Source organism: Kitasatospora sp. NPDC127111 (assembly GCF_042677465.1).
Taxonomy (GTDB): Bacteria; Actinomycetota; Actinomycetes; order Streptomycetales; family Streptomycetaceae; genus Kitasatospora.
On the sequence record NZ_JBHXTG010000016.1, the window covers coordinates 80,988 to 95,112 of the forward strand.

The 14,125-nt window shown below is 74.6% G+C and carries 6 protein-coding genes and 1 riboswitch; of the genes, 2 read left to right on the forward strand and 4 right to left on the reverse strand.

Features of this window, described 5'->3' with window-relative positions:
• Window positions 1–36: 36 nt before the first annotated feature.
• Both ACFVHB_RS13415 and ACFVHB_RS13420 read right to left on the reverse strand, forming a co-directional pair.
• On the reverse strand, window positions 37–1,794 hold the full coding sequence (locus ACFVHB_RS13415) for an ABC transporter substrate-binding protein (protein WP_380319860.1): 1,758 nt from the start codon (window positions 1,792–1,794) through the stop codon (window positions 37–39).
• Between the two features lie 143 nt (window positions 1,795–1,937).
• The gene (locus ACFVHB_RS13420; RefSeq protein WP_380319863.1) at window positions 1,938–2,867 is read right to left on the reverse strand and encodes an ABC transporter permease; all 930 of its coding nucleotides are present in this window, start codon (window positions 2,865–2,867) and stop codon (window positions 1,938–1,940) included.
• A gap of 363 nt (window positions 2,868–3,230) precedes the next feature.
• Window positions 3,231–3,328: riboswitch (ZMP/ZTP riboswitch) on the forward strand.
• 21 nt (window positions 3,329–3,349) lie between these two features.
• Here ACFVHB_RS13420 and ACFVHB_RS13425 point away from each other — a divergent pair.
• The gene (locus ACFVHB_RS13425) at window positions 3,350–4,807 is read left to right on the forward strand and encodes a glycine hydroxymethyltransferase (RefSeq protein ID WP_380319866.1); all 1,458 of its coding nucleotides are present in this window, start codon (window positions 3,350–3,352) and stop codon (window positions 4,805–4,807) included.
• A gap of 136 nt (window positions 4,808–4,943) precedes the next feature.
• Here ACFVHB_RS13425 and ACFVHB_RS13430 read toward each other — a convergent pair whose 3' ends face one another.
• Window positions 4,944–6,392, reverse strand: coding sequence for an aldehyde dehydrogenase family protein (locus ACFVHB_RS13430; protein WP_380319869.1), 1,449 nt, complete (start codon window positions 6,390–6,392; stop codon window positions 4,944–4,946).
• Window positions 6,393–6,666: 274 nt separating this feature from the next.
• Window positions 6,667–7,848: an SLC13 family permease gene (locus tag ACFVHB_RS13435; protein ID WP_380319872.1), complete on the reverse strand. Its 1,182-nt coding sequence runs from the start codon at window positions 7,846–7,848 to the stop codon at window positions 6,667–6,669.
• Window positions 7,849–7,958: 110 nt separating this feature from the next.
• On the opposite strand from ACFVHB_RS13435, the gene ACFVHB_RS13440 reads away from it, so the two are divergent.
• Window positions 7,959–13,976, forward strand: coding sequence for a TIR domain-containing protein (locus tag ACFVHB_RS13440; protein WP_380319874.1), 6,018 nt, complete (start codon window positions 7,959–7,961; stop codon window positions 13,974–13,976).
• Window positions 13,977–14,125 lie beyond the last annotated feature (149 nt).

Below are 14,125 nucleotides of genomic sequence, written 5' to 3' on the forward strand. Positions count from 1 at the left end.
GACTTGAGGACTTCAGGATGTCGGGCGCTCAGGCCCTCAGGACTTCAGGTACAGCCAGGCCAGGCCGACCGACCCGTAGATCGGGTGGATGAACGCCCCGCCGACATTGCCGCCGTGCAGCTGGTTCACGGTCGGGTAGGCGAAGGGCAGCACCGGCACGTCCTTCATCACGGTCTGCTCCAGCGCGTACAGCTCCTTGGCCTTGGCGCTCGGTTCGCCGATCCGGTTGATCCGGTCGATCTCCTGGTCCACGGCCGGGTTGCGGTACCGGGCCGAGTTGAGGTCGCTGTTGGCGCGGCCGTCGAAGGAGAACGGGATCAGCGTGGACGGGGTCGGCCAGTCGACCGAGCTGGTCTCCTCGAACAGGTCGTACGGCGAGTCGGCGCGGTGTGCCTCGTCCAGGAGTGCCTTGGGGTCGACCGGCTTCGGCACGACGGTGATCCCGGCCTTGGCGAAGCCGTCGACCAGCACCTGGGCGACGCGCTGCCCGTTGGGCGTGTTGGCGTACGCGTAGGTGAGCGGGGCGGGCGGCTGCTGGGCCTTGGCGAGGACGGCCTTGGCGGCCTCCGGGTCGCCCTCCGGCTTGGCCGGGTACAGGTCGTACTTCTGCCAGTCGACCAGCGCGGGCGAGCTGAGCGTGGTGGCGAGTTCTCCGGCGCGGGCGCCGCCCTGGACCTGCCGGGCCTGCTGGCGGGGGTAGGCGAGGTGCAGCGCCTTGCGGATCGCGACGTCCGGCACCCGTTCGTTGTTGATCACCAGCTGGGTGACGAAGGCACCCTGCCGGCCGGAGACGACCAGTTCCCTGGCCCTCGGGTCGGTGTCGACGGTCTGGTACAGCTCGGGGGAGAGCTGGGTGGCCACCGTGGTGGCGTCGGCGCCGCCGTCCCGGCCGGAGAGGATCTCCTGGTTGATGTTGAGCGCCTCCTTGCCGTAGGTGAACACGAAGCGTTCCGGGTACTGGTTGCGGATCGGGTCGGTCTCCGGCTTCCAGTGCGGGTTGCGTTCCAGCACCATCCGGGTGTTCTGGACGTGTTCGACGATCCGGTACGGGCCGCTGGCGAACGGCAGCCGGTCGTAGTCGGTGCCGGTGTCCTTGTCCTTGCGCACCGGGGAGGAGGAGGACTGCGCGGCCATGTACGGCACGTCGGCCTGCGGCTGCGGGAAGTGGAAGACGACGGTGCGGTCGTCCGGCGTCTCGATCGCGGCGAGGTCGCCGTCCTGCGGGCCGCCGTACTTCTTCCGGGCGTCGTCGTAGCCGGCCTCGCCGGTGAGCCACTGCGGCCAGTACGGCGGGCCGACCTCGTAGCCCTTGCCGAAGCTGCGCTCGATGCCGTACTTGACCTGCTGGGAGGTGATCGGCTGGCCGTCCTCCCAGGCCACCCCCTCCTTGAGCTCGTACGTCCAGGTGCGGCCGCCGTCGGTGGAGGTGCCGGTGTCGGTGGCGAGGTCGCCGACGAGCTTGGCCTTGCCGTCGACCACCTGGTACTGGGTCAGTTGGCGGCCCCAGAGCAGCGAGGTGTTGTACGCGGCGCCCGCGTAGACCTTCTGCGGGTCGAGGTGGCGGAAGTCGACGGTGTTGTAGACGTTCACCGTGCCGCCCGCGCGGGCGCCGGGAACGGCGGGGGCCGGGCCGGCGCTCTCCTTCTCGGTGCCGAGTGCGGCGGTCAGCGGCGAGGTGTCCTTGGCGGCGGCGGCGGCGGTGCTCGTGCCGGAGCCGGAGCCCGCGCCGGCCGAGCAGGAGGTCGCCAGCAGCGCGGTGGCGAGGACGGCGAGGGACGGTTTGATCCAGCGCATGGCGAATCTCTCCTTGCCCCGGGTTCGGGGCGGCCAGGTGAAAAGGGGAAGGGGGTGAAGGACGAAGAGGTGAAGAACGAAGGGGGATGGAGCACGGAGGGAGCGGAGCGCGGAGGGAGCGGAGGAGCGAGGGGGCGGCGGACTCAGCGGCCGGCGCGCGGGTCCAGCGCGTCCCGGACGGCGTCGCCGAGCAGGTTGAAGGCGAGGACGAACAACAGCAGTGCCACGCCCGGGAAGAACATGTAGGTCGGGTCGGCCTGGAAGACCTCGGAGCCGCGGGCGATCATCCGGCCCCAGTCCGGGACGGGCTCGTTGATTCCGACGCCGAGGAACGAGAGGACGGCCTCGGAGGCGACGAAGGTCGGCACGGCCATCGTGGCGTGCACCAGCAACTGGGCCCGGACGTTCGGCAGGAGTTCACGGAACACGATGTGGAATCCGCCCGCGCCCATCGCCCGCGCGGACTGCACGAAATCCCTTTCCCGGAGCGAGCGGACGGAGGACCGGAGGGAAAGTGCGAGGGGAATCCAGCCGAAAGCGGAGAACACCAGGATCAGCACCAGGAACTGCGTCGACTCCGGTTCCGCGGTGCTCGGATCGACCAGCCGGGACTGGATGACCGGGCTGAGCGCGAGCAGCAGGAGCACCGTCGGGAAGGCCAGGAGCACATGGGAGAGGAAGCCGAAGAGCCGGTCGGTGATCCCGCCGAGGTGACCGACGGCGACGCCGGCCAGCACGCCGAGCGCGGTGGTGACGGCGGTCGCGGCGAAGGCGATCAGGAGCGACGTACGGATGCCGTAGAGCAGTTGGGTGAGGACGTCCCGGCCGAGTCCGGGTTCCAGCCCGAACCAGAAGTCGCCGGAGATCCCGCCGTTCGGCGCCATCGGCAGTCCGCCGTCGCTGAGCAGGCCGGGCGTGTTCTGGCCGTAGTGCTCGACCGGGTTCCTGCCGTACAGGGCGGCGATCAGGGGCGCGGCGAGCGCGAGGACGAGGAAGAGGAGGACGACGGCGAGGGCTGCGGCCCCGACCCGGTCGCGGCGGATCCGGCGGAGCGGGCCCGTCGGTGCGGGCATCGGGGCGGTTGTTGTGACTGTTTCGACCAATGCCATGAGAGGCGTACTCCCCGAATTCCTCCGCGGCCCCGTGGGTGGGGGTGCGCTGGTGTGCGTTTCCGGACGGTTCTCCCGGGGGTTTCCCGGTACCGGCCGAGCGCCATCAGATCGGATGCGGCGGAAGTTTCGCAAATCATTCCGGCCTGCTTCGGGCCGGATTCCCCGGCATTGTTTCGGCACGTATGGCGGTGTGGTCCGGCTGCAATTGCGCTGCCATTCCGCTGCAACGCGGCGTTGCAATGAAACGGACATAAGCCGGCAAAGGGATCGGCTCGTCCCGCATTCTGAGACCTCCGCCACAGTCCCTCCGGTGTTGGTACGATCCGGGTGAGCCGCGACTGGCGCGCACGGATGGAATCAACCATCGGGGAGCGGCTCCGTGAACCCTCACGTCGCAGTTGCCGAGCGCCTGGGCCCCTCCGCATCCCTTCGAGGAGACCGCCATGGCCCCGTTCCCGCACACTTCCACGAGCGCCACCGCCAACACCGCCTTCCGCAGCGCCCTGGACACCGTCCGCGAGGTCGAGCCGCGGATCGCCGCCGCCATCGGCCAGGAGATGGAGGACCAGCGCGCCTCGCTCAAGCTGATCGCCAGTGAGAACTACGCCTCCCCGGCCGTGCTGCTCGCCATGGGCAACTGGCTCAGCGACAAGTACGCCGAGGGCATCGCCGGCCGCCGCTTCTACGCCGGTTGTCGCAACGTCGACACCGTCGAGACGATCGCCGCGGAGCACGCCCGCGCGCTCTTCGGCGCCGACCACGCCTACGTCCAGCCGCACTCCGGCATCGACGCCAACCTGACCGCCTTCTGGGCCGTCCTGTCCCAGCGCGTCGAGAGCCCGGCCCTGCAGCGCGCCGGCGTCCGCAACGTCAACGACCTCACCGAGCAGGACTGGGCCGAGCTGCGCCAGGAGCTCGGCAACCAGCGGATGCTCGGCATGTCCCTGGACACCGGCGGCCACCTCACCCACGGCTTCCGGCCCAACATCTCCGGCAAGATGTTCGAGCAGCGCAGCTACGGCACCGACCCGGCCACCGGCCTGATCGACTACGACGCGCTGCGCGAGACCGCGCGCGAGTTCCGCCCGCTGATCCTGGTGGCCGGCTACTCGGCGTACCCGCGGCTGGTCAACTTCCGCACGATGCGCGAGATCGCCGACGAGGTCGGCGCCACCCTGATGGTCGACATGGCGCACTTCGCCGGCCTGGTCGCGGGCAAGGTCCTGACCGGCGACCACGACCCGGTGCCGCACGCCCACATCGTCACCACCACCACCCACAAGTCGCTGCGCGGGCCGCGCGGCGGCATGGTGCTCTGCACCTCCGAGCTGGCCGAGCACGTCGACCGCGGCTGCCCGCTGGTGCTCGGCGGCCCGCTCTCGCACGTGATGGCCGCCAAGGCCGTCGCCTTCGCCGAGGCCCGCCGCCCCGAGTTCCAGGCGTACGCCCGCCAGGTCGTCGACAACGCCCAGGCCCTCGCCGAGGGGCTGCTGCGCCGCGGCGGCACGCTGGTCACCGGCGGCACCGACAACCACCTCGTCCTCGCCGACGTCTCCGGCTACGGCCTGACCGGCCGTCAGGCCGAGGCCGCGCTGCTGGACTCCGGGATCGTCACCAACCGCAACTCCGTCCCGCAGGACCCGAACGGCGCCTGGTACACCTCCGGCGTCCGCCTCGGCACCCCCGCGCTCACCACCCGCGGCCTCGGGACCGCCGAGATGGACGAGATCGCCGCCCTGATCGACACCGTCCTGCGCGGCACCACGCCCGTCGTGACCTCCGCCGGCGCCCCCTCCAAGGCCCAGTACACCCTGGACGCCGCCGTCGCCGAGGGGGTCGCCAAGCGCGCCGCCGACCTGCTCGCCGGCTTCCCGCTCTACCCGGGCGTCGACCTGGCCTGACGCGGCCGCCCGGAGCCGGCTCCGGTGTGACCGGGTGCGGGGTGCGCGCGTGGTGGCGCGCACCCCGCGAGCGGATCGGTACGGCAGCGGATCGGTGCAGCGGATCGGTACGGCAGCGGATCGGTGCGGCAGCGGCTCAGTACTGCAGCGACTTGTACCGCAGGAACTCCTCCAGGCCGTGGCGGCCCAGTTCGCGGCCGAGGCCGGAGTTCTTGTAGCCGCCGAACGGGGCCAGCGGGTTGAAGCGGCCGCCGTTGAGGTCGACCTGGCCGGTGTCGAGGCGGCGGGCGAAGGCGGCGGCGGTGGCGGTGTCCGCGGCCCAGACGCCGCCGGCCAGGCCGTACTCGGTGGCGTTGGCGAGTTCGGCCGCGTGGTCCTCGTCGCGGTAGGCGAGGACGGCCAGCACCGGGCCGAATACCTCCTCCTGGGCCACCGTCATGTCCGCGGTCACGTCGGCGAGTACGGTCGGGCGCACGTAGAAGCCGGTGGGCAGGCCGTCCGGGGCGTCCGCGCCGCCGGCGACGAGCCGGGCGCCCTCGGCGAGCGCACCGGTGATGTAGGCGCGGACCCGGTCCCGCTGGCGGGCGTTGACCAGCGGGCCGACCCGGGTGCGCGGGTCGGCGGGGTCGCCCGGGAGGTACTTGGCGGAGGCCTTCGCGGCGAGCGCGACCGCCTCCTCGTACTGGTCCTCGTGCACCAGCAGCCTGGTCCAGGCGCTGCAGGTCTGGCCGGAGTTGGCGAAGACGTTGGCCACGTTGACGTTGACCGCTCGGGCCAGGTCGGCGCCGGGCAGGACGACGTTGGCGGACTTGCCGCCGAGCTCCAGCGCGACCCGCTTGAGGCCGCGGCCGGCCGTCTCGGCGACGGTCCGGCCGACGGCGGTGGAGCCGGTGAACGAGACCACCTCCACTCCGGGGTGGGCGGCCAGCGCGGCGCCGGCGACCGCGCCGGTGCCGGTGACCACGTTGAACACGCCGGCCGGGAAGCCGGCCTCGTCGACCAGGCGGGCGAACAGCCGGGCCACCAGCGGGGTGTCCTCGGCCGGCTTGAGGACCACCGGGCAGCCGACCGCCAGCGCCGGCACCACCTTGGCGACGATCTGGTGCAGCGGGTAGTTCCACGGCGTGATCGCCGCGACCACCCCGGCCGGCTCGGCGTGCACCACCGAGTTGCCGATCCGCTCCTCGAAGGGGTGGTCGGCGAGCAACGTCAGGTACGACGTGGTGACGGCCAGCGGCAGGCCCGCGTGCACGGCGGTGGCGAAGCCGACCGGCGCGCCCAGCTCGGCGGTCACCGTGGCGGCGATCTCCTCCTGGTGCGCGGCCAGGCCGTCCCGCAGCCGGGTCAGCAGCGCGAGCCGCTCCTCACGGGTGGTCGCCGCCCAGGCCCGTGCCGCCCGGCGGGCGGCCGCCACGGCGGCGTCGACGTCGGCCGCGCCGCCGGCCGGGACGGTGGCGAGCACCCGCTCGGTCGCCGGGTTCAGCACGGGTATCGAGCCGGCGTCGAGCGCGGGCCGCCACGCGCCGTCGACGTACTGGTCGCCGTGTTCCGCGTACGGGACCTCGTACTCCGCGTCCTGCTGCACCGTTGGTCCTCTCGTCCGGTGCCGATCGGCCTCGTGGGCCGACGGGCTGATGGGCTGACGGGCCGTTCACTTGGCATCCGCTGGTCAAAAGGTCAGTCAAGGACGCCCGGACCGCCCGCGCAAGGGTCGAGTCCGGCCGCCGGGACGGCGGAACGGGAGCGGCGGAACGGGAGCGGCGGAACAGAAGGGGAAACGGGAGCGGCACAACGGGAGCGGCGGAGCACCGCACGGCGGAGGGGACAGCGGAGGGGGACGGGACGGCGCGGCGCGGGCGTCACGCCGTCAGCGCGAGCGCGGCCGTGGCCAGCAGCACGCCGGCGACGGCCAGCACCGTGCTGCTCCCGGCGACGCCGCGCAGCGGGACCCGCAGGCCGGCCGAGCGGCACCGCTCGTACCAGAGCAGGGTGGCCAGCGAGGCCCACGGCGTCACCAGCGGGCCGATGTTGGTGCCGATCAGCAGCGAGAGCAGCTGCGTGTGGTTGGCCACCGGCACCGCGGCCTCCCCGGCCAGGTACACCGGCAGGTTGTTGAGCAGGTTGGCCAGGCCCGCGCCGACCGCCGAGGCGCGGAACATCCCGAGCACCCCGCCGTCCGTGCCGATCGCCTCGGCCAGCACCCGGTGCAGGCCGTGCGCGTCGACGGTCTGCACCACCAGGAACATCCCCGGCACCATCACCAGCAGCCGCCAGGGGACCAGCGTGGTCCGCAGCGCGTCCGGCCGCCGGACGGCGAACGCGAGCACCGCCACCGCGGCGGCCGCCCCCGACGCCACCCAGAGCGGGAGGCCGGTGAGCAGCGTGGCCAGCAGGAAGCCCGCGCAGGCCAGCCCGCAGACCCGGAACAGCACCCGGTCGCCCGGCCGGTGGGAGGGCGGCGGCGGGTAGTCGGCGGCGCCCCGGCGGCCGCGCCGCCAGTAGAACCACCACAGGCAGGCCATGGTCGCCAGCACGGCGGCCAGTTGCGGCGCCCACATGACCCGGGCCAGCCCGGCGGGGGAGAGCGCGACCCGCTCGGCGGCCAGCAGGTTGGTCAGGTTGGACACCGGCAGCAGCAGGCTCGCGGTGTTGGCCAGCCAGACCGTGGTCATCGCCAGCGGCAGCGGCGCGATGCCGACCCGCGAGGCGAGGGCGAGCATCACCGGGGTGAGCAGGACGGCGGTGGTGTCCAGGTTGAGGGTGATCGTGGTGACGGCGGCGAAGGCCACGCAGAGCAGGAACAGCCGTGGGTAGCTGCCCCGCCCGGCCCGCGCCACCCCGGCCGCGACCACGTCGAACACCTCGGCGGCGCTGGTCAGTTCGGCCAGCACGATGACCGTGCCGAGGAAGGCCAGCAGCGGCGCGATCCGGGAGACCGCGGCCTCCGCCGAGGCCGCGGGAAGCAGCCCGGTGGCGAGGAACAGCAGTCCGCAGCCGAGCAGTGCCCCGGCCACCCAGTCCAGGGGGTGGAGGCGTCTCACGGTGGGCCAGTAGGCAAGCACGCCCGTCAGGGTCGCACACGGTTGTTCTCACGTCGAGACCGGGGTGGGAGGAGGTTTACCGGACCTCGATCGGTCACAAGCTGTCCCCCATGGGGGCTTTGGACGCGACCCCGGGTGGCCCCGGGCCGATCGACTTCTTCATCAGTTACTCCCCGGCGGACGAGCGGTGGGCGGCGTGGATCGCCTGGACGCTGGAGGAGGCCGGCTACCGGGCGTTCCTGCAGGCCTGGGACTTCGTCCCGGGCACGAACTTCGTCGAGTTCATGGACCGCGGCGTCACCGAGTCCGCGGCGGTCATCGCCCTGCTCTCGCGCAACTACGAGCGCTCCCGGTACGGGCGGATGGAGTGGCAGGCCGCCCTGCGTGCCGACCCCGACGCCCCGGAGCGCCGGCTGCTGACCGTCAGGATCGAGGACATCCCGGTGGACGGCCTGCTCGCCACGCTCACCTACATCGACCTGGTCGGCGTCGCCGATCCCGCCCGCGCCCGGCAGTTGCTGCTCAACCGGGTCGGCCAGGCACTGGACGGCCGGGCCCGGCCGGAGCTGCGCCCCGGCTACCCGGGCGGTGGCGCGACGGGCGCGGGTACGACGAGCGGCGGCGCGGCCGGAGCCGGAGTCACCGGCAGCGGAGTGACCGGCAGCGGAGCGACCGGCACCGGTACGACCGGCACCGGCCCGGTCGCCGGCGCACCCGCCGTCCCGGCGGAGCCGCCGGCACCCCGCCCGATCGGCGGAACCGGCGGGACCGGCCGGACGGGCCGGACCGGCCGGCGCCGCCCCTCCGTCGCGCCCGAGTACCCGTCGGCGGCCGACCGCGCCGGCGGCCGCGAGGGGGTGACGGTGCTCCACCTGGCCGGCCCGTCCTTCGGCCGCGGTAGCGACCCGGCCGACCTCCAGGCCGCGATCTGGGGAGACCTGGTCGAGCTGGCCGACGCCGGCGCCCCGGCGCCCGAACTGGTCGTCGTCACCGGGGACCTCACCGCCTCCGGCAGCCCCCGCGAGTGCGAGCAGGCGCTCGCCTTCCTGACCGGGATCCGCTCCCTGCTCGGCCTGGAACCGCACCGGGTGGCCCTGGTGCCCGGCGGGCAGGACGTCAGCCAGGCCGCCTCGCGCGCCTACTTCAGCACCTGCGAGGCCGACGAACTGCGCCCCACCCCGCCGTACTGGCCCAAGTGGCGGCACTACGCCCGGCTGTTCCAGGAGTTCTACCAGGGCCTGGACGTGGTCTTCGACAGCGCCCAGCCGTGGACGCTCTTCCCCGTCCCGGAGCTCGGCACCGTCGTCGCCGGCCTCAACTCCTCGATGGCGTACAGCCACCGGGCCGACGACCGGTACGGCTGGCTCGGCCCGGAACAGGCCGCCTGGTTCGCCCAGGCGCTGCGCCCGTACGAGCACGACGGCTGGCTGCGGATCGGCGCGCTGCGCCACCCGGTCACCGCCCGGCCCGCGGGCGCCCGCTCCGCCCGCACCGGGCAGGACGCCGAACCGCTGCGCGACCTCGACCGGTTCACCCGGCTCACCGCGCCCCGGCTGCACCTGCTGCTGCACGGTCCGGCCGACTCCCGGGCCTCGCTGCAGACCCTGCACACCGCCGCCGGCGACGTGGGCGTGGTCGGCGCCGGCGGCCCCGGCACCCACCAGCTGCTCCGGCTCACCCGCGACGGGCTCACCCGCTGGCCCGCCCCGGGCGCCGAACCCCAGCGGACGCCCGTCGCCTGGCGCCGGGCCCACCGGGCCTTCCCGGCGCCGCCCGACGCCGTCGAACCGCCCGCCCCGCCGGCGCCGCCGGCCGCCACCGCGCCACCGCCCGCCGCACCGGAACGCGAGACCCGCGAACTGGCCTCCCCGGCCGACACCCTGCTGGCCCGGGTCGCCGAGGTCTGCCGGACCCGCCACCAAGGCGCCCAGATCCGCCCGGTCGCCGGCACCCCGCCGCAGCTCCTCGTCACCTGGACCGAGTCCGGTTTCGTCCGCCAGCAGCGGGTCGCCGCCTGCGTCGCGACCCCGGCCGCCGAGGACGTCGACCGCTTCGTCGACGCGGTGCACGCCGCCGGCACCGCCCCCGACGCCGAACTCGTGTACGACGGACCGCCGCCGCCGCGCGAACTGCGCGACCGGGCCCGGCGCCGCGGCGTCCGGCTGCGCAGCTTCCTGGAGTTCCAGGGACTGCTGGACCTGAGCGGCTACGTCGCCGCCCAGAGCGAACGGCTCAGCACCGACAGCCAGTACCAGCCCGGCCTGTACCTGCCGCAGCGCTACCGCGACGCCGAGCGCCCCGGCGGCGCCGAACGCGAGGGCCTGGTGGACGAGATGCTCCGGCTGCTGGAGTCCGACCACGGCCGCTTCCTGCTGCTGCTCGGCGACTTCGGCCACGGCAAGACCTTCGCCCTGCGCGAGCTGGCCCGCCGCATCCCCACCGAACTCCCGCACCTGACACCGCTGTTCATCGAACTCAGCGCACTCGACAAGGCGCACTCCTTCGACGGCCTGGTGGCCGCCCACCTGACCGCCCACGGCATCGACACCATCGACCTGCGGGCCTTCCGCTACATGCTCCGGCAGGGCCGCATCGTCCTGCTCTTCGACGGCTTCGACGAGCTGCTCAACCGGGTCAGCTACGAGCGGGCCGCCGACCACCTTCAGGTGCTGCTCGACGCCGCCGTGGACAGCGCCAAGATCGTGGTCAGCAGCCGCACCCAGCACTTCAGCTCCCAGGAGCAGGTGCTCACCGCGCTCGGCGAACGGGTCGGCCTGCTCCCGCAGCGCCGCCTGCTCGCCGTCCAGGACTTCACCACCGCCCAGATCCGCGGCTACCTGGTCAACCGGTACGGCGACGAGACCGCCGCCGACCGCCGGATGCGGCTCCTGGAGGCCATCCCCGACCTGCTCGCCCTCTGCCGCAACCCGCGGCTGCTCAGCTTCGTCGCCGACCTCGACCACGACCGGCTGCGGGCGGTGGCCGGCGCCGGCCGGGCGCTCAGCGCCGCCGGCCTCTACCAGGAGGTGTTCACCGCCTGGCTGCGGTTCGAGGAGCAGCGCGGCCACGGTGGCCCGGGCGCCGCGCCCGGCCTCGGCCTGGACCAGCTCTGGGAGGCCGTCACCCTGCTCGCGCTGCGGCTCTGGGAGAGCGGCCGGGGCGCCATGCCGTACGACGAACTGCTGGACATCGCCGGGGTGTTGAACGGCCTGGCGGAGACCGCGCTGCCCACCCCGCAGGTCGCCCACGCGGTCGGCTCGGGCTCGCTGCTGGTCCGCTCCGACGAGGGCATGTTCCAGTTCATCCACGGCTCGGTGGTCGAGTGGCTGGTCGCCCGGGCCGCGGCGGCCGGCCTCGGCGCGGGCCGGCCGGAGCTGCTCGCCCGGCGCCCGCTCAGCCGGCTGGCCGTCGAGTTCCTCTGCGACCTCGCCGACCACCAGGTCTGCCAGCGCTGGGCCCAGTCGGTCCTGGACGGCGGCGGCCCCACCCCGGGGGCGGACGACACCGCGCGCTCCAACGCCGTCAAGGTGCTGGCCCGGCTGCGCGTCCCCGCGCACACCGACCTGCGCGGCGCCGCCCTGGCCGGCGAGGACCTCTCGCACCGCGACCTCTCCGGCGTGGACCTGAGCCGCGCCGACCTCACCGACGCCCGGCTGCTCGGTGCCAACCTGGCGGGTGCCTCCCTGCGCGGCGCCCGCCTGGTCGGCGCCCGGCTGGACGCGGCCGACCTCAGCGGGGCCGACCTGCGCGACGCCGACCTGCGCGGCGCCCGGCTGATCCGCACCGACCTGCGCGGTGCCCGGTTGCGCGGCAGCCGCTGGCAGCGCGCCGCGCTGATCTCCGCCGTCACCGATCCCCGCGTGCTCGCGGCGCCCGAACTGCGCGCCGCCGCCGTCGCCCCCGGCCTGCCCGTCGAGGCCGGCTTCCGGCCCTCCGAGGTCGGCGTCCCCTACGGTTTCGACGTCCGCACCACCCGGCTGCCCGAGCCGGTCGCCTTCAGCGTGGACGGCCACCTGCTCGCCGTCGGCAGCGACGACGGCTCGGTGCTGATCTGCGACGGCGTCACCGGCGTGGCGCTGCGCACGCTCAAGGACCACATCGGCCGGGTCTACGCGGTGAAGTTCGCCGGCGACGTGCTGGCCACCGGCAGCGCCGACGGCACCGTCCGGCTCTGGGACCCGGTCTCCGGCGAGTGCCGGCACCGCCTCGACGTGCACCCCGCCGGCGTCTGGCCGGTCTCGCTCGGAGCCGGCGGCACCCTGCTCGCCACCGGCGACGCGGAGGGCACCGTCACGCTCTGGGACACCTCCGCCGGCCGCCTGCTGCGCAGCCTCCCCGGCCACGCCGCGCCCGCCTACACCGCGGTGTTCAGCCCGGACGGCTCCCGGCTGGTCACCGGCGACCGGGCCGGGGCGGTCCGCGTCTGGTCGACCGCGAGCGGCCGGCTGGAGGCCGAACTCCCCGGCCACCGGGGCGCGGTGTACCGGGCGGCGTTCAGCCCCGACGGCGCGGTGCTGGCCACCGGCGACGGCGGGGTGGACGGCGTCGAGGGCGGCACCGTCCGGATCTGGGACCTCGCGCGGCGGCGGCCGCGGCACTCCCTCACCGGCCACGGCGGCCGGGTCTACACGCTCGCCTTCCACCCCGCCGGGGACCTGCTCGCCAGCGGCGACACCGAGGGGCAGGTCCGGCTCTGGAACCCGCTCGACGGGACGGCGGCCGGCCGGCTGGAGGGCTGCGCCGGCGCGGTCTACCAGGTCGCCTTCGACGCCGACGGCACCCGGCTGGCGGCCGGGGACAGCGACGGCGCGGTCCGGGTCTGGCGGGTCGGCCCCGCGGTCCGCGGCGCCGGGCGGGAGGTGACGCCGCTGCGCCGGCAGCCGCCCGAGCACCGGGGCTCGGTCTGGGCCTGCGAGTTCCGTCCCGCGGACCGGGGCGCGGCGGGGGACGCGGGCGACGGGCCGGGCGAGGCGCCCGGGACGGAGCCGGACACGCTGCTGGTCACCGGTGGCAACGACGGCGCCGTCCGGCTCTGGGAGCCCGGCTCCGGCCGCAGCCGGCTGCTGCTGCGCGGCCACGGCCGGCGGATCGGCTCGCTCTCCTTCAACGGCGACGCCACCCTGCTGGCGGCCGGCGGCAACGACGGCGTGGTCCGGCTCTGGGAGCCGGCCACCGGCCGCCGGACCAGGGAGCTCGCGGCCCGCAGCAGTCGGCTGGTCTCCGCGCGGTTCAGCCCCGAGGGACCGCTGCTGGCCACCGCCAGCAACGACGGCGACCTCTACCTGTGGAACGCCCTCAGCGGCGAGTACCTGCGCGAGATGGACGTCGAGACCGAGCACGTCTGGGCGGAGGCCTTCAGCACCGACGGCGTCCTCGTCGCCACGGCCAACGACGACGACACCGTCCGGATCTGGTACCGCAGCACCGGCGCGCACGTCGCCACCCTGCGGGAACACCGCGGCCGGGTGCGCTCCATCGCCTTCAGCGCCGACGGCCGCCGGCTGGCCACCGGCTGCGACGACAGCCGGGTCCGGATCTGGGACGTCGCGACCGGCCGGATCGCGACCCAGCTCGAAGGCCACCACGACCGGGTCTACGCGGTCGAGTTCGCCCCGGACGGCCACTCCTGGCTGGCCAGCGCCTCCTGGGACGGCGACGCGGTGATCTGGTCCGACGGCGCCGCCCGCCACCGGCTCGGCGGCCACGTCGGCCGGCTCTGGACGGCCGCCGCGCACCCCCGCCGCCCGCTGCTCGCCACGGCCGGCGACGACCGCGTCGTCCGCCTCTGGGACCCGCACACCGGCCGTGACCTCGGCCACCTGCGCGGCCACACCGGCCGGATCCTCGCCGTCACCTTCAGCCCCGACGGCTCGCTGCTCGCCAGCGGCGGGGAGGACGGCACCGTCCGGCTCTGGAACGTCCCCGCCGGCGGCCTGCCCACCCTCCGCGCCACGCTGCTCGGCGCCCCCGACGGCTGGGCCGCCCTGCTCCCCTCCGGCGCCTACAAGTACGAGGGCGACGTGGTCGGCGAGTTCTGGCACGCCGTCGGCATGTGCCGGTTCGAGCCCGGCGAACTCGACACCCACCTGCCCGGCGTCCACCGCCTGCCGCCGGAGGCCGAGCTCTGAGGCCCGGTGCGGCGGGCCCGGTGCCCAGGCCCGGTGCGGCGGGCCCGGTGCCGGGAGGCCCGGCGGCTGGTGGCCCGTCAGCGGTACGGCGCCGGCGGCGCGCCCCGGTCGGGGTGCGCCGCCGGGGGACGGTCCGCGGGTTGCCGGGC